Origin of the sequence: Halomonas sp. BL6, assembly GCF_006228115.1 — a bacterium.
GTDB lineage: Bacteria > Pseudomonadota > Gammaproteobacteria > Pseudomonadales > Halomonadaceae > Vreelandella > Vreelandella piezotolerans.
This window is the reverse complement of sequence record NZ_VDGL01000001.1, coordinates 206,746-233,196: the sequence shown is the minus strand read 5'-3', so window position 1 is coordinate 233,196 and position 26,451 is coordinate 206,746. Positions and strand designations below refer to the sequence as shown.

At 57.9% G+C, this 26,451-nt stretch carries 22 protein-coding genes; 10 read left to right on the top strand and 12 right to left on the bottom strand.

All coding sequences use genetic code 11. From position 1 onward, the window contains the following. The first annotated feature begins 92 nt into the window (after positions 1-92). Positions 93-959, top strand: a complete 867-nt coding sequence (locus FHJ80_RS01055) for a LysR family transcriptional regulator ArgP (RefSeq protein WP_139525212.1) — start codon at positions 93-95, stop codon at positions 957-959. 160 nt (positions 960-1,119) lie between these two features. Beyond that, positions 1,120-2,916, top strand: a complete 1,797-nt coding sequence (locus FHJ80_RS01050; protein WP_139525211.1) for a diguanylate cyclase — start codon at positions 1,120-1,122, stop codon at positions 2,914-2,916. 12 nt (positions 2,917-2,928) lie between these two features. Here the strand turns inward: FHJ80_RS01050 and FHJ80_RS01045 are convergent, their stop codons facing one another. The 3 genes from FHJ80_RS01045 to FHJ80_RS01035 form a co-directional block, all read right to left on the bottom strand. Continuing rightward, on the bottom strand, positions 2,929-3,660 hold the full coding sequence (locus tag FHJ80_RS01045; RefSeq protein WP_139525210.1) for a hypothetical protein: 732 nt from the start codon (positions 3,658-3,660) through the stop codon (positions 2,929-2,931). Between the two features lie 42 nt (positions 3,661-3,702). After that, entirely contained in the window at positions 3,703-4,260 is a 558-nt protein-coding gene (locus FHJ80_RS01040; RefSeq protein WP_139525209.1) for a cytochrome b, read from the bottom strand. Between the two features lie 88 nt (positions 4,261-4,348). Next, positions 4,349-5,221, bottom strand: coding sequence for a LysR substrate-binding domain-containing protein (locus FHJ80_RS01035; RefSeq protein ID WP_139525208.1), 873 nt, complete (start codon positions 5,219-5,221; stop codon positions 4,349-4,351). 134 nt (positions 5,222-5,355) lie between these two features. Between FHJ80_RS01035 and FHJ80_RS01030 the strand changes: the two genes are divergently transcribed. Next, positions 5,356-6,234 (top strand): DMT family transporter, encoded by an 879-nt coding sequence (locus FHJ80_RS01030; RefSeq protein ID WP_139525207.1) that lies wholly within the window; start codon positions 5,356-5,358, stop codon positions 6,232-6,234. Here the strand turns inward: FHJ80_RS01030 and FHJ80_RS01025 are convergent. From FHJ80_RS01025 to FHJ80_RS01015, 3 genes are all read right to left on the bottom strand, one after another. Then, positions 6,217-6,696, bottom strand: a complete 480-nt coding sequence (locus tag FHJ80_RS01025; protein WP_139525206.1) for an NUDIX domain-containing protein — start codon at positions 6,694-6,696, stop codon at positions 6,217-6,219. The genes FHJ80_RS01030 and FHJ80_RS01025 overlap by 18 nt on opposite strands. Positions 6,697-6,834: 138 nt before the next feature. Next, the gene (locus FHJ80_RS01020; RefSeq protein WP_139525662.1) at positions 6,835-7,623 is read right to left on the bottom strand and encodes an RsiV family protein; all 789 of its coding nucleotides are present in this window, start codon (positions 7,621-7,623) and stop codon (positions 6,835-6,837) included. A gap of 116 nt (positions 7,624-7,739) precedes the next feature. Beyond that, entirely contained in the window at positions 7,740-9,182 is a 1,443-nt protein-coding gene (locus tag FHJ80_RS01015) for a hypothetical protein (RefSeq protein ID WP_139525205.1), read from the bottom strand. Between the two features lie 333 nt (positions 9,183-9,515). On the opposite strand from FHJ80_RS01015, the gene FHJ80_RS01010 reads away from it, so the two are divergent. From FHJ80_RS01010 to FHJ80_RS01000, 3 genes are all read left to right on the top strand, one after another. Further along, positions 9,516-9,908: a septal ring lytic transglycosylase RlpA family protein gene (locus tag FHJ80_RS01010; protein WP_044629795.1), complete on the top strand. Its 393-nt coding sequence runs from the start codon at positions 9,516-9,518 to the stop codon at positions 9,906-9,908. 191 nt (positions 9,909-10,099) lie between these two features. Further along, positions 10,100-11,104: an NADP-dependent oxidoreductase gene (locus tag FHJ80_RS01005; RefSeq protein ID WP_139525204.1), complete on the top strand. Its 1,005-nt coding sequence runs from the start codon at positions 10,100-10,102 to the stop codon at positions 11,102-11,104. A gap of 274 nt (positions 11,105-11,378) precedes the next feature. Then, positions 11,379-13,922: a glucose/quinate/shikimate family membrane-bound PQQ-dependent dehydrogenase gene (locus FHJ80_RS01000; protein WP_139525203.1), complete on the top strand. Its 2,544-nt coding sequence runs from the start codon at positions 11,379-11,381 to the stop codon at positions 13,920-13,922. Between the two features lie 201 nt (positions 13,923-14,123). Here FHJ80_RS01000 and FHJ80_RS00995 read toward each other — a convergent pair whose 3' ends face one another. Further along, positions 14,124-16,166 carry a TonB-dependent receptor gene (locus FHJ80_RS00995; protein ID WP_139525202.1) on the bottom strand — a complete coding sequence of 681 codons (2,043 nt, stop codon included), beginning with the start codon at positions 16,164-16,166 and terminating at the stop codon, positions 14,124-14,126. Positions 16,167-16,340: 174 nt separating this feature from the next. Here FHJ80_RS00995 and FHJ80_RS00990 point away from each other — a divergent pair, with 174 nt between their 5' ends. Next, a complete protein-coding gene (locus FHJ80_RS00990) occupies positions 16,341-16,514 on the top strand; it encodes a YqaE/Pmp3 family membrane protein (protein WP_044629799.1) in 174 nt (57 codons plus the stop codon). Positions 16,515-16,616: 102 nt separating this feature from the next. On the opposite strand, the gene FHJ80_RS00985 is transcribed toward FHJ80_RS00990, so the two are convergent. Then, positions 16,617-17,093, bottom strand: coding sequence for a nucleoside deaminase (locus tag FHJ80_RS00985; protein WP_139525201.1), 477 nt, complete (start codon positions 17,091-17,093; stop codon positions 16,617-16,619). Between the two features lie 27 nt (positions 17,094-17,120). Then, positions 17,121-18,386: a dicarboxylate/amino acid:cation symporter gene (locus FHJ80_RS00980; RefSeq protein ID WP_139525200.1), complete on the bottom strand. Its 1,266-nt coding sequence runs from the start codon at positions 18,384-18,386 to the stop codon at positions 17,121-17,123. Positions 18,387-18,570: 184 nt separating this feature from the next. Here FHJ80_RS00980 and FHJ80_RS00975 point away from each other — a divergent pair, with 184 nt between their 5' ends. Then, positions 18,571-18,786, top strand: coding sequence for a TIGR02450 family Trp-rich protein (locus FHJ80_RS00975; protein ID WP_054641275.1), 216 nt, complete (start codon positions 18,571-18,573; stop codon positions 18,784-18,786). 216 nt (positions 18,787-19,002) lie between these two features. Beyond that, on the top strand, positions 19,003-19,209 hold the full coding sequence (locus FHJ80_RS00970) for a cold-shock protein (RefSeq protein ID WP_054641274.1): 207 nt from the start codon (positions 19,003-19,005) through the stop codon (positions 19,207-19,209). Positions 19,210-19,315: 106 nt separating this feature from the next. Here FHJ80_RS00970 and FHJ80_RS00965 read toward each other — a convergent pair whose 3' ends face one another. Both FHJ80_RS00965 and FHJ80_RS00960 read right to left on the bottom strand, forming a co-directional pair. Beyond that, positions 19,316-20,179, bottom strand: a complete 864-nt coding sequence (locus FHJ80_RS00965) for a putative RNA methyltransferase (RefSeq protein WP_139525199.1) — start codon at positions 20,177-20,179, stop codon at positions 19,316-19,318. Next, a complete protein-coding gene (locus FHJ80_RS00960; RefSeq protein ID WP_139525198.1) occupies positions 20,176-20,946 on the bottom strand; it encodes a helix-turn-helix transcriptional regulator in 771 nt (256 codons plus the stop codon). The genes FHJ80_RS00965 and FHJ80_RS00960 overlap by 4 nt, the downstream gene beginning before the upstream one ends. Positions 20,947-21,082: 136 nt before the next feature. On the opposite strand from FHJ80_RS00960, the gene FHJ80_RS00955 reads away from it, so the two are divergent. Further along, positions 21,083-24,547 (top strand): acyl-[ACP]--phospholipid O-acyltransferase, encoded by a 3,465-nt coding sequence (locus tag FHJ80_RS00955; RefSeq protein ID WP_139525197.1) that lies wholly within the window; start codon positions 21,083-21,085, stop codon positions 24,545-24,547. A 58-nt stretch (positions 24,548-24,605) separates the two neighbouring features. Here the strand turns inward: FHJ80_RS00955 and FHJ80_RS00950 are convergent, their stop codons facing one another. Continuing rightward, positions 24,606-26,375 (bottom strand): mechanosensitive ion channel family protein, encoded by a 1,770-nt coding sequence (locus FHJ80_RS00950; RefSeq protein WP_139525196.1) that lies wholly within the window; start codon positions 26,373-26,375, stop codon positions 24,606-24,608. Positions 26,376-26,451 lie beyond the last annotated feature (76 nt).

Below are 26,451 nucleotides of genomic sequence, written 5' to 3'. Positions count from 1 at the left end.
GACTGATTTTCATTTACGCAGCTTGGCTCACGCGCCTTTACTCATCGCGGCAGTGTTGCTTAACTGCCCTAGCCAACCACTGAGAGAACGCCATGGTGGATTACAAATTACTGAATGCCCTAGCCACCGTGGTGGAGTGCGGCGGCTTCGAGCGGGCAGGCGACATGATGGGCCTCTCGCAGTCGGCCATTTCACAGCGGATAAAGGCGCTGGAAGTCCGCTTGGGCCAGCCGGTGCTGGTGCGCCACCCCTCGCTTGCACCCACGCCCGCAGGCCAGCGGTTGCTTGCCCATTATCAGCAAGTGCAGCTGCTAGAACGGGACTTACACGAGGCGCTTCCGACCTTGGAAAAAGCCGCGCCGCGACTGCGCATCGCCATCAATGCCGACAGCGTCGTGACTTGGTGGGCCGATGCCGTGGCGGATATTTGTCAGTCGGAAGGGGTGCTGATGGACTTGGTCATCGAAGACCAGGACGTTGGACTGAAGCGACTGCGCGATGGCGACGTGGCAGCCTGCCTGTGCGCCACTCCCCAGCCCATCGCCGGCGCTCGCTGCCTGCACGTCGGTGACATGCACTATCAGCCGTTGGCATCGCCCTCCTACGTGGCACGCTATTTCCCGGACGGCCCAAGCCTGAATGCGTTTCAACACGCACCGGCCATCGTATTTGGCCCACACGACCAGCTACAGCATCAGTTTTTAGCGCAGTGGGGCTATCAGGGATATTTCCCCTACCATTTATGCCCCTCATCAGAGGGCTTCGTTCGGCTGGCAGCCGCCGGCATTGGCTATGGCATGATTCCCCAGCGGCAGGCCGCCGAGTCGCTACAGTCAGGTCAGTTGGTGAGCATTGCACCAGGGCATGGATTGACCGTCCCCCTATATTGGCACTTTTGGCGACACAGTGGGCAGTTGATACAACGGCTGACCGAAAGGCTGAGCCATCTCACGCTTTAGCATCATTCTCATCTACTTGGGGACAAACGCGTCTACAATCAAAATGTTTTTAGAACGTTGTCATGCTGTTTGATAGGACGGGGCGTCATTATCTCGCCTTTTCGTTAGCGATCAGGGTTGCCTGAGCGGAGTAACAACAAACATCAAGAAAGCGAACGCTATGGATGCTAACGGTTGTTTGAAGCGCCTATTTGCCACTTTTCTTACGCTCTTACTCATTGCAGGCAGTCAGGTCAACGCTGCTGATACGCTGTCGGCATCTCCCGAACACGACCGTTACTCGCTTAATGACGTGACCCGCTATTGGCATACCGATACCCCCCTGACGCTGCGTGATGTGCTAGCCCGCACGGACGATTTTCAACCCGTTACAAGTGAATCTGATTTGCACTTTGGCTATACGCAAGGCGACACTTGGCTAACCACGCGCTTGCATAATCCCTCCCCACGCCCTGCCACGTGGCTGGTCACGTTCGAATACCCTTTTTTGGATCACGTCACGCTCTATACGCTGAGGGCGCACTTTACCGACGTGCAGCAAAGCGGCAGTGCCCTGCCGCTATCAGAGCGCGCCCTCGCTCATCGTCAGGCCATTTTTCCTGTGACCTTAGCAGGCGACGAAACCGTCACGCTGTATAGTCAAGTCTCGGCTGCCGGTAGCAAGGTATTGAATTACAGCGTCATGACGCCCGAAGCGTTCTACGCCCAAAACGACCGCCACAATTTTTGGCTCGCCACGTACTTCGGCATGTTGCTTGCGTTGGGGCTGTATAACTTTTTGCTTTTCTTTGGCCTCAAAGAACGCGTCTTTCTCTACTACTCGCTGTTTGCCTTCGGCTTCACGTTGGCGATTTTGACCTTCAACGGTTTAGGGACGCTGATTTTCTGGAGCTTTCTTGGTGAGCAGACTGCCCGGCTCGTAGCCATTGGGTTTACGTTTGCTTCGGCTATGGCCACGCTGTTTACCCAAAGTTTTCTGAATACGTGGCGTTATAGCCCACGTTGGCACCGGACGCTCACGCGATTTCGCTTTGTGTGCTGGGGGGTGCTCATCACGGTATTCGTCATCCCTATCCAACCGGCGCTGATATTGATGGATATCGCAGGCTTTACGGCTGCCCTACTACTACTGGTTTGCGGACTCTATTGCTCATGGCGACGCGTCCCCAGTGCTCGCCTATTCGTTGTGGCATGGTCGATCTTTTTACTCGGCGCAGCCGTGTTTGCACTGCGTAATATGAGTATATTGCCCGCCAACTTCGTCACGCTCCACGGCATTCAGATTGGCTCCGCCATCGAAATGTTGCTGCTCTCCTTTGCCTTGGCGGCACGTTTCAATAAATTGAAGAGGCAAAAAGAGCAAGCGCAAGCCGATACCGTGGCGATGCTGAAAAAACAAGAGGCCATTTTAGAAGCCAAAGTGGCGACTCGGACCGAAGCACTAGAGAAGCTCGCCAATTACGACATGCTGACAGGGCTACTCAACCGACACGGTTTAGTTCGGCATGCCGATGCTGCCCTGGCGCGTAGCCATACTCACGGGGAACCGCTCGCGCTCATCATGTGCGACTTGGATCGCTTCAAACCGATCAATGACCAGTATGGGCATGAGGCAGGGGATTTCGTGCTTCAGCAAGTAGCCAAACGGTTAGAACATATTGCACGCGAGGGAGATCACTGTGCTCGCTTTGGTGGCGACGAATTCATTTTGCTGCTGGAGAAAATTCAACACCCCAGCCTGCTGGAGGACATCTGCAGCCGCATCACTCAAGCCCTGAGCGACCCCATCAAACTACCCTGCGGAGCGATGGTCCATGTAGGCATCAGCATCGGCGTCAGTCTTAGCCATGCCGACAACGCCACTCTCGCCCAACTGCTCAAAGATGCCGATCGCCAGATGTATGCTGATAAATCAAAGCGCTGCTCTCCTTACCGGTACTTCTCAACAGGCTGTTGACCGACCGCCGCTTCACGCAAACGTTAACAGCAGCGTGCACGCAAAAGCCCCCGCTGCAAACGGCCAAAAACGACTACAGCGCTGTTCGGGTAGTTCCTCTTTCAATACGTTGAGAATCAAACCGCCTGCAACGAACGCATACACCAAGCTTGTGACGGCCTCAGCCACTTCGACCAGGACGCCCACGGCCCACCCGACAACGATCGCCGCTGCCAAGATCCAGCGACCCTGAGTGGCATAGAGCGTGCGGTGATGCGAGGCTAGACCGTAGTCATTCACTAAAAAGTGGAACCCCATCGCCAAAAAAAAGAAAAGCTCACTGGGCAACTGGGTATTGCGATAAACGAGCAAATAGCCAAACAGCGCGTTGTAAATGGCAAAGGCCACCACATGCACCCAGAAAACGCTTTTTTGATTCTCAACTCTCTTCGTGCCGGTCGACGCGATGGTTGGTTTCCGCGAGCGCCGCTTGACCCAGTGTTCCAATCCATAAAAATAAGCTAAACCGAGTAACGCCACGATATACGCGTTGTGCTCGAGTAAGCCAAGCACGCCATGATCAGAGATGGCTCGATGAGCGGCATTGAGCTCTGGAAATATGTGAATGAAGACATACCCGACCGAAAATCCGCCGGCAAACGAGAGCCAAGCGCTTCGTGGCAGGGTGTCCAATCGATGAAGTTTACCTGCGAATAAATGAATCGCTGCCAATGCCATGGCAAAGGCCAGCTGCAACACCTCCATACTTGACGCTCCTTGTCATTATCGCTTCCTTACGCACGACCGTTAATCAAACAGGCTCATGCGCTTCATGACGTTATCGCGCTTGATTCGCCAATGAAATAGCGCGCCCGCCACGTGCAGTGTGATCAATACGACCAGTGCCCAGCCCAAACGCTCGTGCCACATGAAGAGGGTGTCTGAGAGTGCTTCGTTCTTGCCTAGCAGTCCCGGCAAATGCCAGTGAAAGAACTCCACGGGAAAACCGCCCGTTGCCGTGGCGGCCCAGCCGATCAACGGCATCGCTACCAGCCCCGCGTAAAGCAAGTGATGAACGCTGGTACTGAGGACACGCTCGAAAACGTTCAAAGGCGGGTCATGGTCCGGCACCACGAAAGCGACCCGCGTGATGATGCGAAGCGTCATCAGCAGCAGAATCGCTACTCCCAGCGTCTTATGGCTGGTATAGAGCATGTTGGTCAGCGTATTCCCGACCAGCGCCAAGGTGCGTTCATAGCCCAAAAACCCCAGTGTCAGGCCGCTCGCCAGCGAGAGCAGCACCGCCAGTGCCACCAGCCAGTGCAGCACCCGGTGTGGATAGATGTAGTGATCTAACTCGTGCATTCAAGACTCCCTGCCCAGCCATGTCGTCACCGTCAGCATAGTGCAACGTCGACCCGTTAGAAAAATAATGATTAGCCAGCGGTTTACCTTATAACGCTTCGCTGGGAGCCGCTAGCTGTTCGCGGATCAATTCTCCAAGCCGACGAGCGGGCTCGGTAGGCCGATGAGGTGCCCGGTGGAGCGCCAGCTCGATCATCGGCAGTGCAGGCAACCCGCTGCTCTCATCCAGCGGGCGCAGCATAGGCGTGAGCATGCTGCGCGTGACCACCACTACCGCTAGTCCTGCCGTGACAATCGGCGCTAGCCCCGCCATGGATTGGCTCGTATAGGCCACTCGCCAATCTCGCCCGGCGGCTTGCAGCGCCTGCTCGGCCACTTCGCGAAATACATCCGCGCCTGGGGTGTAAAGCGCCAGTGGAATAGGGTCACTCATAGAGGGCTGTTGATGCACCCCCACCGCCCAGACCAGCGGCTCACGGCGAATCACATCGCCCCCGGGCGAGTGCCGCTGGCGCGTCACCAGCGCCAAATCCAGCGCCGAGGCTTTCACCTGTTCGACCAAATGCGCGCTGGTCCCACACTGAACCGTCAGCCCCACGGCCGGGTAGAGCTGATGAAAATACGCGAATACCGAAGGCAGCAGCGAGGCGTAATCCTCAGGAATGCCCAGCGTAAGATCGCCGGTAATCTGGCGGGCCTGCATATCGCTCCAGGCGTCATCATTGAGGGCGAGCAGTTTTCGCGCATGGGCTAGCAGACGCTCTCCTTCTGCGGTAAAGCGTAGTCGCCGCCCTTCTCGTTCATGCAAGCTGACCGTCAACTGCGCCTCCAACCGCTGTAGCTGCATGCTGACGGTGGACTGCGTATACGCCAGCCGTTTGGCCGCAGCAGTAACGCTGCCGGTATCTGCAATGGCCACCAGCGTTCTCAACAGCGTTAGGTCAAAGGTAGGCGCCCTCATATATCACCATTGTCGATGTTATCGATCAAAAAAGATCGTTATCTTGATGTGTTTGTGATGAGTATGCTGCGAGTCATGAAGGTATTTCAAGGCTCGCTGCCACCAGGGTGAGTCAACACACAAGGAGACGCGCGATGCAGACCCGTCACTCATCGATTTTGCAATCCCCGTCCTACAGTATCGGTGCGGCCCTGGTGGCCGTCACATTATGGAGCATGGCACCCCTGATGGCGGAGCTTGCCCGTGCCACCGCACCCCTTCAGCTAACCGCGCTGACACTGTTGGCAGGCGCACTGGCGACCCTCCCGCTGAGTCGCCGCGTGCCGATGGCCCGCTGCGCGCTGAGCTGGACGCTGGGCGTTTGGCTAGGTATTCCGCTGCTGATCGTAGGCGCCGTCAGTAGCTACTTCATTGGTATGCGTCTTGCTCCCGCCGCGGAGGCGGCGCTGATCACCTATACATGGCCTGTACTGTTCGTCTTGTTGAGCCAGTGGAGCCGCTGGGGCCGGTTGCATTGGGCCAGTGTGGCCGGGGCGCTGATTGCTTTTTCGGGCGCGGCTATATTGCTGCTGCCCCAAGCGCTCAACGGCGGCTTCGGTGGTGTGGCCTCGGGCTATGGGTTGGCCTTGCTTGCGGCGTGCTGCTGGGCACTCTACTCATGGCTGGGTCAAGCGGCTCCCATCGCATTGACGCCGCTACTACCGAGGTTGCTGCTAATAGCCTGCGCCTTCACCTGTCTTGGGAGTGTCTGGCTCGAGGGCGGCGTTGCGCTTCCTCGTGGTGAAGCGTTGGTGGCCGGTATCGCGTTGGGCTTGGGGCCCTACGGCATCGCCATGGTGGCGTGGGACAAAGCGCTGCGATTTGGTCAGGCTAGCCTCGTGGGGAGCTTGGCTTACGGCGTGCCCATTCTGGCAGCGCTCCTGCTGGTGCTGGCCGGTATGAGCGCATTTGACTGGCGGCTTCCCACCGCCGCACTTTTGGTGGTAGTGGGCTGCTTAAAGGCGGGCCGCTGAGGTGGGCATCATCATCTCGCTAAACAGTACGCTGGCCAGTAGCTCGGGCAACCAGGAGGGCGAAAAGGCCTCCTGTTCGGCGCTCTGCATCTGCGCGAGCGACCACCATGCAAAACGAGGCGCAGTGCCGCCGCCGTGGGCCAATAACCGCGTGCCTTGAAGGCTTCTGTGGGGGGGCGGCTGAGTGTCGGGGCAGCGCACCAGGAAAAAGCGCTCCTCGAAGGGCTGGCCTGCGCTATCGGTTTGTCGGCGCTGACGAAGTAATGGCCCCAAAGGACAGACAAGCCCGACATCTGCATAAAGCAGGCGTATCGCTGCAGCTGGATAATCATCATCGTGTGCTAATGCGCTGCCCAATGGCGTCCAATGGTCAAGCGACTCATCGCGTTTGAGCAGCAAATGCCCCTTTGGGTCAACGACCAGTAGCTGCACCTGCCGAGCGGCTTGCGTATCGAGTGTCATAAGCGGTCCATGCCTATCGATCTACGTGGATGAATAAAAAAGCAGCGGCCAGCACGTCTCATGCGGGCCGCTGCTTCTCAGCGTAGCCGATCATCGGCGATTTGTTTTAAGCCATTAGGCGCGATTGCTCGAGTCGCGTCATTGCCCTAGGTAGCGGGGCTTGGCTATCCCCGCCAACGCATCAAGAGGGAGGGTGAGCGTGGGTTGGCCCACCGCATAAGGCGCAATCTCATAGACGTTGTAGGTCACTTCCCAGCGATCCTCCAGCGGCGCAATGTTGCGACTCGGGCTAAGCGGCCAGTCAACGGCAAACTGCTCATCGAAGCCCGCCTCGGTGATCCAGCGCCGATGTGCCTCTGCCAACAGCGCATCGAAAGCAGCCGCTTGCCCCTCTAACAGCATCTCGTCGGGCTCGACGACACGATGTTCGCGCTCATCAATGACCATATAATCCGTCAGCGGCAGTCCATGAGCCTGACCTGCGTGGTACACATAGCTGTTCAGCTCGATCACTAGTAGATCGTGGTGACGCGCGTAGACCGACGCTTCCAACAATGCCTCGCTGGTCATGTTGCCTGGCGCAACACGATTATCTTCCGCCGCCATGGCCAAGAAACGATCGGCGTACTCGTCCCAGCTCTGTGCAGGCTGCGCCGCTTCCTCGTCGCTGATGGGCATGCCCAGAGTGAGCAAGCGTGTTCGCAAGGCGTCACTCAGTGTGGACGATTGAGGAAACGTCAGTGCCGAGACAGTCACCGTCGAGCACTGCTCGGCATGGCAACCTGACGCCACGTACTGTTTTTCCACGGCAAGCGAGGCCAGGGCAATCGGCTCGCGGGGAGATTTATCAGCGGCCAAACAGCCACCTAGTAATAGCGTTCCGACGAGTGATAGTCCTGCTCCTAGCGTTTTGAACGTGCGTAACATCATAACCTCCTTGTGGATCATGCGTCCTGATAAGGCGAGCGGGTCGTGGTAGAACGGCAGCGCCCCTGCAGTATGGCAGGGGCGCTGTTGTAAACACCGGCACGCGTGGGCGATTCTTAGGTGTCCGGCTGCATTTCGGTGGGCTCTGCTTCCACTTGCAGTTCGAACATCCCACTGCCGCTTGCACTGAAGCCACGAGCGCTCACCGTGTAAGTACCAGGCAGTAGCGCCTGCTCCAGGCGAGCATTGGTGCCACCGCCGCTGTCGTCATCAGTATAGGACACGCCTTCGCCATACAGCTCGAGGTACGTATCGAAATCGTTGGACGTCATGGTCAGCGTGACCAGCGAGCTCTCCTCTAGCGTGAGCTGGTAGGTCAACGCCTCACCGCTGTACCAGCCGTTGAGCGTTTCGTCTGGCGTGATCGCGCCGTCGTTACGCAGCTCGACGCCGTTCGGTAGTTCGCGGGGTTCGATGGCCAGGGTGAAAAGTCCACTGTCGGTGCCATAGGCCGTGCGCGCGGTTAGCTGGTAAGAGCCCGGCGCTAGGAAATCTGCAATGCGCGCATCCAAGTTACCGGCGCTGTCATCATCTTCGCGGAAGTAACCGTTGGGGCCTTCGAGTATCAAATAAGCGTCTACATCGCTGGAGCTCATATCGATTTGATACATGCCCGCTTCGTCGATTTCTAAGTCGTACGTTAGGTCTTGGCCACTGAACCAACCGCTTAGCGTCTCGTTGGGCACGACGGTACCGTCGTTACGTAGCTCACCGTCACCCGGCAGTTCGCGGGGGTCGGCCGCCAAGGTGAACAGGCCATTGCCGTCACCATAGGCTGAGCGTGCGGTCAGGGTGTACTCACCCGGGGCGAGAAAATCGGTAATGCGTGCGTTCAAATTACCGGCGCTGTCGTCATCTTCGCGATAGTAACCGTTGGGGCCTTCCAGCTCGAGATACGCATCGAAGTCATCTGCGCGCATCTCGATTTGGTACATGCCCGCCTCTTCGATGGTCAGCGTGATCTCGCGCTCCCTGCTATCGAGCCAACTGTCGACGGGGGTGCCCACGGTCATGCTATCCGCATCGCTCAGCTCGATGGTACGGCTGCTGACGTTGAACGGACCATAGCTATGAGCATCGGCACCGCTTACGACGACGATGTAATCGCCACCCTCTTCGATACGATGACGCACCGTCTCTGCGTTAGCCAATAGCTGGAGCTGATCGTCATATAGCGCTACCGTGCCTTGTAACGCACCGCTCAACGATACCTCGACCAGTGCCTCTTCCTCTAATGAAATGGCATAACGCGTAAAGCGGCTGCCATCTTTGCCATTGAGCTCGCTGGCGGAGGTGATTTCGCCCCGCGAGCGCTCACCCAAGGTGAGATAGTCCAGGCCTTGAAGGGCCGCAGGCATCGCTTCCTGTTCGGTAGTGATGTCTACGTCGGGCTCTTCTGACGAGGGGGTCACGCTGGGCAACGTTTGCGCGGCGAAGTAACCAACGGCAGCGCCGCCGACCGCCACAACCAAAAGAGTCAGTGAAGAAGACTTAGCCATAGGGGCATCCTTGTTCATTGGCGAGGGTGGGTTGAGTGATAGTCAATATCAATGATGTTGATAAATTATAAGGTGTCTAACGAGTTAAAGTGAGCGTTTGATGAAAAATATGGCGGCGCTGACGCAGGGTCATTACTTCGATTCATTGGGGGATGCCTAACTTACTGAAACGCAAGGGTGTAGCGCGTATTGGTAAAAAGCGTAATTATGGGGGTAATTGCGCCGATCTTCTTAAAGCTTGCCGACCCCTGCATGGCAAGCTACTATCCATACGCCTATCGGCACCTCGTCGACGAATGCGGAGTCCGCTTTACGAACCACTGAGGTACTCCTATGGGAGCCCATAAACACCGACTACGAACGACCTGCTTGGCAGTCGCACTGCTTTTTTTGACGGCCAATCAAGCAGTTGCTCATCAAACCAATGCGCAAACTGAGTTACAAGAAGGGGTGGCTTCTTTCTATAGCGACCGCTTCCAAGGGGCCACCACCGCCAGTGGCGAACCCTTCGATCAACAAGCGCTGACTGCAGCGCACCCGAGTCTGCCCTTCGGTACCAAGGTGCTGGTCACCCGCCCCGATACCGGGCAAGAAGTCGAAGTCATGATCAATGATCGTGGCCCGTTCGTAAAAGGACGCGTGATCGACCTTTCTAAACGGGCAGCGCGAGCCCTCGGGATGATTCGCCGAGGTACGGCCCCCGTGATGATCACTCTGGTAGATTAACGGATAACACACCCGCAAGCGTGTGATACCCCTTAAACGATCAGCGCTGCCATGTAGCAGCCCTTGCTGAACAAAGCGGCCCGCTCGGGCCGCTTTTTTTATGTGTCTTGGTCACCTGACGAACTTGCAAGCTTGCTAATGGTCTCTACTCTGCAAGGAACACGACGCTTACTTCAATGCAGGAGGCAGCCATGCAATCTCGTTTTTACACGCTTACCGACTATCCCACCGGCTTACCCAAGCGCGAGTTGTTTTCGCTAGAGACTCAGGAGTTACCCGAGTTAGCGGATGGCGAAGTGCGCATTCGTAATCACTGGCTATCGGTCGACCCGTACATGCGAGGCCGAATGTCGGGCATACGCACCTATGTCGCCCCTTTCGAACTGGGCCAACCCATGGAGGGTGGAGCCATCGGTGAAGTCATCGCTTCGAAGCACGCTGACGTCAAGGTGGGCGATAAAGTTAGCCACATGGGGGGCTGGCGCGATATCGCACAAGTGTCGGGAGATGGCGTCACGGCGCTGCCCGATTCGAACGTGCCCGACCAAGCCTATCTAGGCGTATTGGGCATGCCCGGTATGACGGCGTGGACAGGCCTCAATCTGATTGCCGAATGCAAGCCAGGCGATAATGTCCTCGTCAGTGCTGCCAGTGGCGCCGTCGGCTCCCTGGCGGTACAGCTGGCCAAAGCAAAAGGCTGTCACGTGGTGGGTATCGCAGGCGCTGCTCACAAGCTTGCCTGGCTAGAGTCGCTGGGCGTCGAGCCGGTCAGCTACCGAGATCGCAGCGCTCAAGAGCTCAGCGATGCCATCAAGCTCGCCAGCCCGAATGGTATCGATGTTTATTACGAGAATGTGGGCGGTATCTGCCTCGAAGCGGCACTCAGCCAGCTCAACGAGGGTGCGCGCATTGCCGTCTGCGGCATGATCGATAGCTACAACGCCGAAACGCCTACGCCTGGGCCGAGCAACCTGTCGCAATTGGTGGTTCGCAAAGCCAAGATGCAGGGCTTCATCGTCGCCGATCACTGGTCCAGCTATCGCTACTTTTTGAACGAAGTGGCTCCTCAAGTAGCCGATGGCAAACTGGACTACAAAGAGACGATCAAAGAGGGATTGGAGAGCACCCCAGATGCCTTCTTGGCACTCTTCGAGGGCGGCAATACCGGTAAGATGCTGGTCAAGCTATCGGCCTGATCACCCCGCTTTCCAGCCCGTTACGCTAGGTTAAATCTGCTCCTCATCTCTTTTAACCTCGCCATGCCGCGCTATGTTGAATAGCGCGGCGTTTTTATGGGCATTGATTAGCCAGCAAATCATTAGACCAAAAGCGAATTGATTATTAAAATCACAGCCAATCAATGTGTGTTTTAACCCATCGGCGTTGCCGATGGGTTAGGGCACGTTGTGGAGCCGCCGCACACCTTGACCGGCAAGCGGCATCAACTCGTTGTTAACAGGGGTTTACCTCATGGATGAACACACACGTGCTCGCAGCAAATGGCCAGCGCTACTGCTGGGCTTGCTGCTGGCGTTAGCTGGCATCGCCCTGGCCGTGGGTGGCGTTAAGCTGCTCATGCTAGGCGGCAGCGCTTACTACGTCATCGCGGGGATCGCCGTGGCCGTCGCCGGACTGCTGCTTGCCCTGCGCAAAGGCGCAGCGCTTTGGCTGTACGCCCTCATTTTGTTCGCCACCCTGGCATGGGCGCTCTGGGAAGTCGGCCTAGACTGGTGGCAGTTGGTCCCCAGGGTCGCCATTCCATGCCTCATCGGCCTCATCATGCTTTTGCCATGGTGGCGCAAACCGCTCAACTCGCGCGGTGGCAGTCTCGCCCTTATGGCCAGCATTGGCGCCGCTATCATCGTCGCCATCGCCAGCCAGTTTAGCTACCCAGGCACCATCGAGGGCAGCATCGAGTCCGCCAATAACACCGAAGCCGTCAACCCGGCCCAGGTCGCGGGTGACGATTGGCCTGCCTACGGCGGTACTAATGCTGGTACCCACTATTCGTCACTCGACCAAATTACGCCCGAGAACGTTAGCGAGCTGGAAGAGGTGTGGCGCATTCAAACCGGCGATGAGCCTGGCCCCAATGCGCCGCCGGAAATCACCAACCAGAATACGCCGCTGAAAGTGAACGACAGTCTGTACATCTGCACGTCGCATAGCCGTGCCATGGCGCTGTCACCGGAAACCGGCGAAACTCTGTGGGAGTTCGATCCCAATATCAGCACCATGGGTGCCGACGACTTCTCCGGCTGGGCCCACATGACCTGCCGCGGCCTCGCCTATTACGATGCTGCAAACTACGCAGCCGAGCGCACCGAAAGCAGCCCGAACGATGACACTACGTCACCCGCCGACGATACCGCTTCGGCGCGCTCGCTGTTCGATGATGGCAGCCAGTTCGATCTGGATCTAGCCTTTCTGCTTTTCATCAGTGGTTTGGCCGATGATTCCTCGCTGGCATCCGACGATGACGCTGCCATGCTCAGCGCCACGGACGTGATGTGCCCGCGCAGGCTCTATTTGCCGACGGCCGATGCCCGTCTGATTGCGCTGAATGCCGATACCGGCGAGCGCTGCGAAAGCTTTGGCAACAACGGCGAGATCGATCTTACCAATAACATTGGTGAATTCGCCCCTGGCGGCTACTATTCCACCTCGCCGGCCACGGTGACGGAAGATTTGGTCATTTTGGGCGGTCATGTCACCGATAATAGCTCCATCGACGAGCCCTCCGGCGTGATTCGCGCTTTCGACGTGCACACAGGCGAGCTGGTGTGGAACTGGGACAGCGGCAACCCCGATAACACCGCCCCACTCGACGAGGGTGACACCTATACCCGCGGCTCTCCCAACGTGTGGGCCCCCATCAGCGTCGATGAAGAATTAGGGCTGGTGTATCTGCCCATGGGCAACGCCACGCCGGATCAGTACGGTGCCGATCGCTCTGAAAACGATGAAACGTATAGCGCAGGACTCGTAGCGCTGAATCTGGACGACGGCCAAGTGGCCTGGGTTTACCAATTCGTTCACCACGACCTGTGGGACATGGATACCCCGGCACAGCCGGTTCTGATCGACCTAGCAACGGCTAACGGCACCCAGCCCGCCGTGATTCAGCCCACCAAGCAGGGCAGCCTTTACGTCCTCAACCGGGAAACCGGCGAGCCGATCGTGCCGATCGACGAAGTGCCCGCGCCGCAGGGGGCCATCGACGGCGACTGGACCGCAGAGACACAGCCTCGCTCAGCGCTGAACCTGCTACCACCGCCGCTCACCGAACGGGATATGTGGGGCGCATCACCCTTCGATCAAATGATGTGCCGCATCCAGTTCCGCTCGCTGCGTTACGAAGGCCAGTACACGCCGCCCTCCTTGGAAGGCAGCATCGTATACCCCGGTAACGTCGGCGTGATGAACTGGGGTGGCGTTGCGGTCGATCCTGAGCGCCAGGCGCTGTTTACCGGTGCGAAGTACCTCGCGTTCGTATCGACACTGGTCCCCCGCGACCAAGTAGAAGAGGGCCAGGGCTCCGCCAGCGAGCAGGGCCTACAGCCCAACGAAGGCGCGCCCTATGCGGTAGAGCTAGGCCCGCTGCTTTCCGTACTGGGCTTACCCTGCCAAGCGCCCTCCTGGGGCGATGTGGCAGGTATCGACTTACAAGAGTCGGAAGTGGTGTGGAAACATCGCAACGGTACCACCCGCGACAGCATGCCCTTTGGCCTGCCGATTGGGTTGAACGTCGGCGTTCCCGCCTTGGGCGGCCCGCTGACCACCGCTGGCGGCGTCTCTTTCTTGAGTGGGACGCTGGATCAGTACTTGCGCGGCTACGACATCACCACGGGTGAAGAGCTTTATAAAGCGCGCCTACCCGCCGGGGGTCAGGCCACGCCGATGACCTTTACCGGCGCCGACGGTCGTCAGTACGTGGTGGTGACGGCGGGCGGTCACGGTACCTTTGGTACCAAGATGGGTGACTACGTGATTGGCTACGCGTTACCGCAGTAACCGCTCGCTCCACGGAGTCAGCTAGATAGACAAGGGGCGGCCATGGGCCGCCCTTTTCGTGTTATGGGGCTGTCTGAGCAACCCTAGGCGGGGGCGCTGTAAACCCTTCCATGGACGCTACTTTCGCCATCCATGGCGAAAGACCCCCGCTACGGGTTGCTCAGACATCAAGCTCTGCGGCAGTCTAAAGCGTCGTCAGTTTTAAAAACTCAGCTCTAGGCCACCGTAGACGCTGCGCCCTGGAGCAGGTTCGTAAAAGCGCCCAAAGGTGCCGTTCAAGCGCACGTTTGAGTAGTGCTCTTCATCCAGCAGGTTACGCAGGCCCACGTAAGCGCTTAGTCGCGTCTGTGGGCTCAGCTGCCAGCCGTCGCCTACCCGCAGGTTCACCAGCCAGTAGCTATCCACCGCCGTCTGGTTGGCGTTGTCGGCCACCAAATCGCCCACGTACTCGGTCTCCAGCGTGGCAAAGCGCTCGTCGAGGTTTTCCCACGTCAGTTGGTTGACCCAGGTTTGCTCCGGTAACCCAGGTATGCGGTTGCCATCGAAACGCTCAGAAGGCGTGGCAAACTCATCGAACTCGTAGCGCGCCAGGGTGAGCGCGCTGTCCAAGCGCCACTGGTCGGCCAGCTGCCAGCCCAGCGCCAGCTCGATCCCGTCACGGTTGGTATCCCCGGCGTTCTGGTAGAACGTGCGGCCGCCTTCGTCGTAGGGCACCAGCTCATCGCGCACGCGGACGGAGAAGAACGCCACATCGTAATCCAGCGCCAGCGGTGCGATGTAACCACGCAGCCCCACTTCACGGTTCCAGGCTTTTTGCGGTTCCACGCTAGGATTAAAGCCACCCCCTGCCGGGTTGGCAAACTCAGAGAACGTGGGGGTCTCAAAGGCCGTGCCGGTGTTGATATACGCTTGGTGCTGCGGGCGGTAGCGGTAACTCAGCCCGGCAGAGCCGCTCCACTCGTTAAAGGTGCGCTGGCCGCTCTGGTCGCCGTCGGCGGCAAAATCGTCATCGACATCGAGATCCACCCGATCAAACCGCGCGCCCAACGACAGCGTCAGCGGCTCAGACAGCGCTATATCTCCCTGGGCAAACACGCCAGTGGAGGTCGCGGTTTGGGTTTCATCGGCGAGCGGCTCGCCCACCGCCCCTTGCGAATTCACAGCGTTACGGAAGCGCTCGTCTTTCTGACGCGCGGCATCCACCCCGACGATGTAATTCAGCGGCAGGCTGCCTAGCGTGACTTCATGGTGATACTCGGCGCTGGCCCCCATGTAATCGCGCTGATAACCCAAGCGGCTGCTGCCCACGAACGGCAGCTGCTGCTCGAAATCCCGTTGGGCGATGAAGCCTTTCAGATACAGCTCCCCATCTCCGGCCGCTAAATCCTCATACTGCAGCCCGATCAACTGCTGGTCGACGGTTTGACCGGCATCCAACGCCAGCGAGTTCGGTGCGGCTTGGTCGCGCCCTTCGGCAACCTCGCGGGCGTTGAGCGCGCCGGGGTCTTCCGAGCGAGGGTTATCCAGCAAGTTGATGATGGCGGTGAGTGCTCGATCACTGCCCAACTCACGGCGCAGCTTGGCATTGAGTAGATACTTCTCGGTAGAACTCTGCTCCCGGTAGCCATCCACGTTCAGCGCGGTGAGGCTGATATGGTGCGACCAATCCCCCTGTACGCCACCATTTTGCAGCGCCACTTTCTGATACCCATCGCTTCCAGCGCCTACACGCAGCCGCGTGCCAGGGTTGTCGCGCCCGTCAGCGGTGGTAATGTCGATCACCCCTCCCGCCGCGTTGCCATACAGCACGGACGACGGCCCACGAATCACCTCGATGCGCTCGGCGCTGTCCAGATCGATGGCGTCCAACTGGGCCTGCCCATCCGGCAACGTATAAGGGATGCCGTCCACCATGACCGTAATGCCCCGCACCCCAAACGGCGCACGGGCACCAAAGCCACGAATCGAGATACGTTGCCCCTGGGCAAAGTTATCGCGATTCTGCAGGAACACGCCCGGCACGCGATCGAGCGACTCATCCAGGCGCACCCGCTGCTGGCCTTGGGCAATGGCATCGCGATCGATGGTTGAAACAGCGGCCGGCGTGGCATAGAGCTCTCGCGACAACCGAGGCGCGTTGACTTCGACGGTGGGGAGCGCGGCCTGGGTCGCGGTTTGCGCCCATACGGGCGTTGTTAGAGCCGAGCTAATTAGCAGCAGCGAAGGGGTGAAGTAGCGATTCATGGCATCCTTTCCAAACGATATTCAAGTGAATAATCAGCGCTCTAGCGCTCTGTAGGGAACAATCAAACGGTAACGTAGTCATACAGCCAAGTGGCTCGTTCGCCAAGTGACTGGATTCGCTCTACACTGGCGCAAGGGTGATTTCACCTTCATCGTGTAAGCAAAGGAGGCTACATGGCATTTACCGCGACTGACCCGATCAAGATGATTTTTGCAGTGATCTTTCCCCCACTCGGGGTATTTTTCGAGGTCGGCTTTAAGGGACATTTCTGGCTCAACATCCTGCTGACGCTCTTTGGCTTCATTCCAGGCATCATCCACGCCTTCTACGTCATTCTTAAGCACTAGCCACTCGTGACGTATTGAGTTTAACAAACGCCGCCTTGCCTTGCGCAAAGCGGCGTTCTCTTTTAACCCTAGTTCTCTTTAACCCTAGCTGATACGGCTCGGTTACTTGCCGTGCAAACGGCGATGCAAAGCGTGAACCTGCTCGTCCAGGCCAGGTACCGGACCTTCTACCGTAAGCCCTGGCACTACTTCGTTGATCGATAGCGTTGCTACGGGCGGTGCGGCCACGCCCCACTCGGCGAGCCACTGACATAACTGTTCGGTCGAACTGACGTAAACAATGCGCCCCAGCCCCACCCAGCCATGGGCGGCCGCGCACATGGGGCAATGTTCACCCGAGGTATACACCGTCGCAGCCGCACGCGCTTCCGGCGTGAGATGATTCGCCGCCCAACGCGCTAGAGCAAATTCAGGGTGCTGCGTCGCGTCACCGCCAGCAATGCGGTTGCGGTCTTCCGCCAGTATCTCGCCTTGAGCGCTGACCAATACGCTGCCAAAAGGCTCGTCTCCCGCATCGAGCGCCTCTTCAGCTAGTACCACGGCACGCTGCAAATAACGATACTCACGTTCGTAAATCATGGTGTACTCCTATCGTCAAAACGCGTATCAACCGTTTTCCGCCGCCTGACCGCCCGCTTCGTCAGGCGTTTCAGCGAGTGAATGCCCTTCACTTTTGGCAATCACAGAGGTACCCACCAAATCCCCCGTGACATTCAACGCCGTTGCCCCCATGCCGACCAACGCATCGATGGCAGTGAGTAGCGCCACGGTTTCAATGGGCAGCCCCACTTGCGCGAACACGGTGGCGATCATGATAATGCCCGCACCCGGCACCCCGGCGGTGCCCACCGTGACCAGCGTACCAATCAGTACGATTTGCACCATGCTCATGAAGTCGAGAGGAGCTCCCATGACGTTGGCGGCAAACACCGCTGAAATGGCAATACGGATGGCGGCACCGTCCATATTGAGCGTTGCCCCCAGCGGCAAGCTAAAGCCATAAATGCTTTTCGGAATGCCCAGCCGCTGTGCGGCGTTGATCGTGATGGGTAACGTACCGGAGCTACTTTGGGTTGCGAATGCAGTGGCCATCGGCGTGCGCGCCTCACCGAAAAAGGTGCGCAACCTCACACCGAACAGCAGCATGACCGCACAGTAAATCAATAGCTGCGCTCCGAGTGCGATATACAGCACCATTACCATATCGCCCAACGACAGCAGTGTTTCCATACCCTGCTGGCTCACCGTTTCGGCAACGATGGCAAAAACGCCAATGGGCACAAAATGCAGCACGCCCGACATCACTTTGAGCGTGACGGCATTCAGCCCCTCGATCACTTGGTAAAGCTGCTCACCCAGCGCATGCTGCTGCTCCGACTGACGCATTTTGAGCAGCGCAATACCAAACACCAGCGCGGTAAAGATGATGCCCAGCATATTGAGCTCGGCAAAGGCACCCACGATGTTGTTCGGCACGATGTTGAGCAGAGCATCGACCACGCCAGGGTTGTCGGGCACCGAAAAACTCGCGCTGTCGTTGAGCGTCATGCCGCTGCCCGGGCTAAATAGAGTGGCAACGGTCAGCCCCACCGTAATGGCCAGCGCAGAAGAGCCTAAGTAGTAGAGGAACACCTTACCGCCCACACGGCCGGCACTGCCTTCCCGTGATTGGTTCACCCCAACCATGAGGGTGAACAGCACGATGGGAACGATCAGAAACGTCAGTAGCCGGAGCAGTAAATCCCCCACGGGCGCTAGCCAAACGGTCACTTCGTCACCACCCACGATGCCCACCAGCACGCCCAGTATCAGCGCAATCGTCACACGGAGGATGAGCGATGCTTGAAGATAGCGCTTCCAGAGATATGTCATTGAATGTCCTGTCCAGATAAATCCGTGGAACCTACCATGCCATGAACCATCACTATGAATGGCTGACATAGAGAGCGATAGCGCGTGAGCATGTCACGTAGGTGAAATAGCTTAGCACGGCCCCTTTGACCACACGCACAGCCTCCTTCACGAACGCTGCCGATCTACTGAACTTGGAGCCTTAATGAACCGCATCAACCCCAACAAGTTACACCACAGCAAATGGACTGCCGTGACTCCCCGACATAAGGAGAAACACTTCATCGTGACGCAACTGCTCCGTGACGAGGAGGAAAATGTCGTTGACGTGGTGCTTGAAGCGGTGCACTCCCACCGAGAAAGCACGCTGCCCTGGCAAGCACTCAAAGATGCCAGCATTTGGAAGATGGGCTGGAAATGATTGACGCTCAGCGGTCATCGTAAAATAAACGCGAAAGGCTTTGACCTAACCCTGGAAGCATGACACTGTAGCGCCAGTGGTTAGCAAGCAGCATGGTTTCAGAAGCGTACGATCTTTTTCGGCTGCCTGATCTTGTATTCCTTGTTTCACCCGCTACTTCATCTGGGTCATACCAGGAACTTTACGACAGCGCATTCGCGCAAAAGGATCTACACAATGGCAACTGGCACAGTTAAATGGTTCAACGACACCAAAGGCTTCGGCTTCATCGCTCCTTCTGACGGTGGTGACGACCTGTTTGCACACTTCTCCGAAATTCAGGCCGACGGCTTCAAAACCCTGCAAGAAGGCGCTAACGTCTCCTTCGACGTTACCCAGGGCAAAAAAGGCCTTCAGGCGTCTAACATCAAGCAAATCTCCTAAGTTCTATCGCTTTCGATAGCACTGATAAGATTGCTAGAACCTTTGCCCTCTAGGTGAACGGTTCAACAAAAAGGCCCGCCTCGGCGGGCCTTTTTGCGTTTATACGTCAATCCCTCTCCCATACGGTGAGCTGGGCATCGATCGTGAGCGTCAGCTGATCTAAAGCAGCCGCTTTTTCGCGCCCCTCCGCACTGGCACGATACAAATGTGGCGTCATGGTCAGCAAATCGCGGATAACGTCTCCCCCTTCTAACGAAATAGCGTAGCAAATCTGCTCGGAAGCGCGGCGGGCAAACCCTTCCGGTACGTTGGTTTCTTTCTCACGAGTAGGTTTTAAGGTGGGGTAAATAATGTCCCGTAGCTCGCGCAGGTGCTGCGGCCCCGCGTCAACCTGAATCAGCTGCCCGCCCGTTTTAAGCACACGCGCAAACTCGCTATACACCGGAAAGCCAAACATGCACAGCACGCTATCCACGCTTGCCGACTGAATCGGCAATTGGGCATTACTGCCGACAACCCAGCGACAAATGGGTGCCTGTTTATCGTCCTGCTTCGCCGCCGACTGCACCGCCCACTTCGAGATATCCAGCCCCAATAGTGACAGCGCCTGCGACTCGGGAACGTTGTGGGCCAACTGGCGTAAGTAGTACCCCTCGCCACAGCCAGCATCCAGGCAGCAATACGTCTCTGCCTGTGTCTGATCGGCGTGGCTCACGACCGCCTGGCTCAGCGCCTCGGCAATGGGCGCATACTCACCCGCCGCCAAAAAACGCTGACGTGCCGCCACCATGGCTTTGCTGTCGCCGGGGTCGGTGGAACGCTTCTGCTGAACGGGCAGCAAATTCACGTACCCCTGTTTGGCCACATCGAAACTGTGGTTTGACGCACACCGCCAGGTGCCGCCTTCCAAATGGAGCGGTTCGCCGTCTAACGGGCAGGCCAGAGCCTGAAAAGGAGATCGATGGGTCACAAAGAAGTCTCGTTAGGGCGTTTGTTGGGCATGGCAGTGCGGGACACATCTTTAAATAGCGTGGACTGCCACTGACGCACCGCCAGCACCGAGGTGGTGCCAAAGCGCTGTTGCAGGGGCAGGTTGCTTTCTCGTTCGCACAGCGCGTGAAACTCATTGGCTAGGCGCTGCATGATCTGCTGCCATTCGGCGCTGCCCGCCTGGGAGAGCAGGCCATTGAGCACCATGAGCTTTTCGGTATCGCGATCGAACCGCGACTGAAAAAACTCGGTGGCGATGTGCTGCTGGAAAAATTGCTGAATCGGACCGCCGGGGCGCCAGCGAAAATTCGCCGCCACCCGTCGACGAATACGATTGTCTGGCAGCAGCTCGATGAGCTTCAACTGCTCGAGGGTCAGCAAATGGCGAATGCACTGCGCCTCGCTCAGCCGATATTGGTGGTGAATCTCTTCGAAGCGATAGCCGTTGATCACACATACCGCCACCAAAAACAGCTCACGGTCGTCGACGATGCGCTGCTCTTGCGCTTGGGTCAATTCCTGCACCCGCTGCTCATCGGCGTGCATGGCGCTGATCAATTCAGAAAATTCCAGATTGAGCCGGTCGCAAATTATTTCCAAGCGCTCTAAGGTAACGTGCTTATCTGCGAACAGCCGCTTCACCGACGCTTCGCTCAGTTCAAGCCACCGCGCCACATCGGCATAGGTGTAACCTTGGGCGCGCAGTTGGCGCTTCAACGTATCGATAAGCGCGCTGGTTTGGCTCACAGGGCCTCCGACACGTGGAAAAGTAGCGTATAACGATACCGGAAAGCCCCCATAACGCAACTTGAACGGTGAGTATTGCAACGCTCACCCCATTTGCCGACAGTGCCTACACTTTCGGCGATTAAGGCGACACACCATGCAACCTTTGCTGCGCATTGCAGGCGCTTGGCCCTACTTGATGGCCATTTTTCTCAACGCTTTCGTAGATCTCGGGCATAAAATCGTCATTCAGAATACGATTTTCAAAAGCTATGATGGCGCGACTCAAGTCGTGCTCACCGCCTTGGTGAACGCGCTGATTCTGCTGCCGTTCATTTTGCTATTCAGCCCGGCAGGCCATGTGGCCGACAGCACGCCCAAAGTACGCGTGCTCAGGCTCTCCGCCTGGGCGGCGGTAGCGGTATCGCTAGGCATCACGGCTGCCTATTACCAAGGCTGGTTTTGGCTTGCCTTTGCAATGACGCTGCTGCTGGCCATTCAGTCGGCGTTCTATTCGCCCGCCAAGTACGGCTTAGTGAAAGGACTGTTTGGTAAACCGAGGCTCGCCGAAGCCAACGGGCTCGTTCAGGCGGTGACCATTGGTGCCATTCTGGCCGGAACGGTGGCATTCACCGCCCTTTTCGAACACTGGGTGACGTCTAGCGTCCACACGCCAGGTGAGCTGTTACGCAATATTGCCCCGCTGGGCTGGCTGCTGGTGCTTAATAGCGGCCTGCAGGTCGTCGCTCTTTATCGGCTCAAGCCGGACGACGCGCAGCCGGCGGCTACCCCGCTCACCTGGGCCCGTTACCGTAGCGGCGCCGTGCTGAAAGAGAATTTAAGCATTCTTGCCCATCAGCCTGTGCTACGGCTCTCCATCATTGGCTTAGCGACGTTCTGGTCGGTCGGGCAAGTGCTGCTGGCCGCCTTCCCCGCTTATGCCAAAGAGGCGCTCAGCATCGAGAACACGCTGGTGCTACAAGCCATTCTCGCCGCCAGCGGTATCGGCATCGCCCTGGGCTCGCTGTTAGCCAGCAGGCTCTCCCGCAATCGCATCGAAACCGGCTTAATACCTCTGGGGGCCGTGGGCGTCGCGGTGGGATTGTGGTGTTTGCCGTTGTTCACGACGCCCACGAGCCAAGCGCTGAACTTCGTGTTCATTGGCATGATGGGCGGGCTGTTTATCGTGCCGCTCAACGCCTTGATTCAGTTTCATGCGGCAGACCACGAGCTAGGCACGGTACTCGCGGCCAATAACTGGATACAAAACCTCTCGATGCTGGGCTTTTTGGTGCTCACTGCACTATTTGCGCTGGCAGGCGTGGACAGCCATTACTTGCTGCTGTTGGTCGCTAGCGTGGCAATGGTGGGCGGTGGCTATACGATTTTCAAACTGCCCCAGAGCCTAGTGCGCTTCATGTTGAGCTTTTTGCTCACCCGTCGCTATAAAGTGGACGTTCACGGGCTCGAGAATCTGCCCGCCCAGGGTGGCGTGCTACTGCTGGGCAATCACATTAGCTGGGTAGACTGGGCCATGGTGCAAATTGCCAGCCCGCGCCCGGTACGCTTCGTCATGCTGAAAAGCATTTATCAGCGTTGGTACTTGCGTTGGTTTTTCAAAGCGCTGGGCTGCATTCCCATCGAGCGCGGCGCTGGGGCAGAGAACGCCCTGGCAGCCGTTGCCGAACAGCTCAACGCCGGTGAAGTGGTGTGTCTGTTTCCCGAAGGAGCGATCAGCCGCAACGGCCAGCTCGGCGAGCTGCGCCGTGGTTATGAGCGTGCTTGTCAACAGACCCACCCAGACGTGCGCATCGTGCCATTTTATCTGCGCGGCTTGTGGGGCAGCCAGTTCTCACGCTCGTCGAGCAAGCTCAAAGAGCTACGTAACGCGCCGCTGCACCGCTCGGTCGTCGTCGCTTTTGGCAAACCGCTGCCTAACAACACGCCTGCCGATGTGTTGAAGAGGCGCATTTTCGAGCAAGCCACCCGCTCCTGGCAGCATGCCATCGATGAGCTCCCCACACTGCCCAGCGCTTGGATTCGCAGCGTCAAGCGCCGTCCCAGGGCAGCGGCGTTGGCCGACACCTTGAGCCGCCCGCTCAACGCAGGCCAAGCGCTCACTGCAAGCCTGCTGCTCGCCAAGCGCTTTCGCCATCGCAGCGTCAATGAATCGACGCTTGGCCTACTGCTGCCTACCAGCACCGCCGGAGTGCTGGCCAATATGGCTACGTTGCTGGCGGGCAAAACGCTGGTGAACTTGAACTACACCACTAGCCAAGCCGCCCTGGCCTACGCGCTGCAGCAAGCCGATATACGTACCGTCGTGACCTCGCGGCGCTTCGTGGAAAAACTGAGCCAGCGGGGGCTGGCGGTCGACGTACTCCTGGAAGGCCAGCAGGTGCTCTACTTGGAAGACTTGCAGGCAGGCTTCTCCCGATTGGAACGCATCGGAACGTTTCTTGCCGTACGCCTGCTGCCCGCTTGGTTGTTACAAGCGCTGTTCTGCTATAGCCGGGATGCGGACGCCACGGCGGCTATTCTGTTCTCCAGCGGTAGTGAAGGACAGCCAAAAGGCGTCATGCTCAGCCACCGTAACTTGATGGCCAATATCAAACAGACCTCCGACGTGCTCAATACCCAGCACGACGATGTGGTGATGGCCTCACTGCCGCTCTTTCATGCGTTTGGCTTTACCGTCACCCAGTTACTCCCACTGATAGAGGGGCTGCCGCTCGTCAGTCATCCCGACCCTACCGATGTCTCGGGTGTTGCCAACGCGGTCGCCAAACACAGCGCCACCATCATGTTCGGTACGTCCAGCATGCTGCGACTGTTCAACCGCAGTTCGAAGGTCACGCCCGATAGGCTCAAGAGCCTGCGCGTGGTGGTCGCCGGGGCAGAAAAACTCGACGATCGCGTGCGTGAAGGGTTTGCGGAAAAATTCGGCAAAGCTATTTATGAAGGCTACGGCGCGACGGAAACCGCCCCCGTGGCGGCCGTCAATCTGCCCGACGCCGCAGGCGTTCACTACCAGCAGGTACAAAAAGGCAATAAGCCCGGCACCGTCGGTATGCCGCTCCCCGGCACCAGCATCAAGGTCGTCGATCCTAAGAGCTTCGAGGAGCTGCCCACCCTTGAGCCAGGCATGATCGTGATCAGCGGGCCACAGGTAATGCAGGGGTATCTCGACGACCCTCAGCGTACCGAGCAGGCACTCAAAACCGTCGACGGTCAACGCTGGTACGTCACTGGCGATAAAGGCTTCATCGATGAAGATGGCTTTTTGACGCTCATCGACCGCTACACGCGTTTTGCGAAAATCGGCGGCGAAATGGTGAGCCTCAGCGCCGTCGAAACCGCCGTCAAGGCGGTCATCGAGGAGCCTGACACGCCAATGATGGCCGTCAGCCTGCCCGATGCCAACAAAGGCGAACGGATCGTCCTACTGAGCGAAGCCGCGCTAGATGCCAAAACGCTCAAGAGTGCGCTCCGCCAGCAAGGCACGTCCGCGCTGATGATCCCCAGTGACTGGCTCACCGTGGAAGAGATACCTCGCTTGGGGTCAGGAAAAGCCGACTTTGCAGGCGCAAAACGGCTTGCCGAGACGCAACTGGCCTCTTAGGTCAGACAATCTCCCTAGTAACAGGGCAGCGGTCTAGCCGCTGCCCTCTCTGATGAACTTACTCCGCACTGCCGTCCGGCGAATCACTTGAGTCGTTTGACTCGCTGGTCTCTCCAGTCGCTCTCTTTTGCTGGCCGCTCGTTGGTGCGGCACGCTCCCCACGCGCGATATCATGATGGCTAATCACCACCACGTCGCGGGGCCACCAATCGGGGTGTTCGTCTCGTATGTAGGCCATCAGCTTCTCGCGGACGTTCATTTCCGCGGTCCAGCCTGCCATGGGGTCTGAGGTCATCAGATAACAGGTGACCGTTTGCGCGTGCTCGGTTTGGCCAGTGACATAGCAGAGCAGCTTGTGGTGCTCGATCACGCTATCTTCTTCCTTGGCGAATTCGAAAAACTTCTCGCGTACCTGGGAGATATCCGCACTGAGGTGCAGGGTTAACTCCATAAAGCGATACATTTTGGTGCTCTTGACCGAGAGGTTTTCGAACGGCTTGGAGGTAAAGTACGTAACGGGGACGATCAGCCGCCGCTCATCCCAGGAGCGCAGGCGAATGAAGGTATAAAAAATCCCTTCCACGTAGCACCACTGTCCTTCGAAGATCACCAAGTCGCCAATACGGATTGGTTTGGCCAACGAGAGCTGAAACGAGGACAAAATATTGCCCAACACCGCCTGACCCGCGATACCCACCAGTACCGCTAACACGCTGGCAGACGCCAGAATGGATAGGCCTAAAGACTCAAACAGCTGGATTTGCCCAAGTACATAAACCGACACCGACACGACGGTGATCAAAATAATCACCCGACGCAAAGCGTAAAGCGAGGTTAACAGGCGACGCTTGTCTCTAGGCTTGGTGTCATCGATCTCACCCACCAAGCGGCGCGTCATGCGCAGCATGATGGTATCCACTAATCGCAGCGCAATGGTGCCAGCACCCCAGGCCATGATCGCAATCAGCAGTACTCTAAACGTCGTGGTAGCCACGGCCGAAAACGACACCACATAATCGAGCAGCATCTGAGTGACCAGCGACATCACGATCAGCGCGACCGGCACGCCGATTTGATCGGCAAAAATGGTCGACACGCCAGAGGGCAACACACGCGCAATGAGCCCGACAAGGTAATAGGTGGCGACGCCAACGATACCAATGATGACCAGAAAGACAGGAATTGCCAGCCACTCCCAGACTTTCAGGACGCCAAACGAGGACTTGAAACGTTCTGGGATGTAGCTCTCCAGCATGGAGGGGCCGTACTCTTCATAAAGCGTCGGAATCGACGACACGCTCTCCGGCATGATCAGCCAAACGGGGTCCTCTTCGCCAACGCGATAGCGACCCAAACGCACATCGTAGGCTTGTCCGTCTACGCGTAACGCGGCTAGCTCGATGTTGCGCCTGGGTTGGCCTGCCTGCGGGTTCTGGCCGGAAGGGTCCTCGATGGCGGCGTCCTGGCGTCCGGGCAAGTTAGACGCGTTTAGCCACTCGCCGCGGCGTAAGACCTCGGCAAGTTGTTTAGCCAACTCAGCCCCACGCGTTGCTTGCTCGCTGGGATCGATATCCGCAAGATTGAGCAAATGCGCCGCATCGGCGTAATTTTCCTCTTCGGTGAAATTCAAAAAGCTGCGAATGCTCTCCCTCGGCGACATGCGCTTCGCCTCTTCGGGTACGTCATCCAACCCGGTGTTGATCGCATCCATGGTAAACCAACGGGAGTCTGCGCTCTCCTCGCCTTGTGACTGCGCCATGCTTACGCTGGTAAAGAGCAGCGTAACGGCCAGCACACACCACATTGGCCACGCGCTGTGATTTTTCATACTTGCCTTATTGAGTGAAAGTGAGCCAATAATCGTCCATCAACCCGCGGCTTGCGCCGCCCGCTCACGCCCTCTC